Annotated in this window: 1 protein-coding gene; it reads left to right on the forward strand. The window is 39.3% G+C overall.

Features of this window, described 5'->3' with window-relative positions; all coding sequences use genetic code 11:
• A partial coding sequence (locus AAEY97_RS21280) for an ATP-binding protein (RefSeq protein WP_351001342.1) occupies positions 1 to 272 on the forward strand: 272 nt, incomplete at both ends.

Below are 272 nucleotides of genomic sequence, written 5' to 3' on the forward strand. Positions count from 1 at the left end.
GCTTAAAAAGATTGCGATTAGTAAAGGGGTGCTTGATCACGACCAAGCGAGTCGTCTTTCTGATACTGAAGCTTATAACCTTATTTTTGCACCTGGATTTTCAACCAAAGAAGAAATCTCAGATATTTCTGGCCGTGGTGTTGGTATGGATGTGGTTAAAACAAAAATCACTCAGCTCAATGGCTCGGTTAACATAAAATCAGAAATGGGCGTAGGGACTACTTTAGAAATCAAAGTTCCACTAACACTTGCGATATTACCTACCTTAATGG

Origin of the sequence: Shewanella sp. TB7-MNA-CIBAN-0143 (assembly GCF_040310065.1) — a bacterium.
In the GTDB taxonomy this organism is placed as follows: domain Bacteria; phylum Pseudomonadota; class Gammaproteobacteria; order Enterobacterales; family Shewanellaceae; genus Shewanella.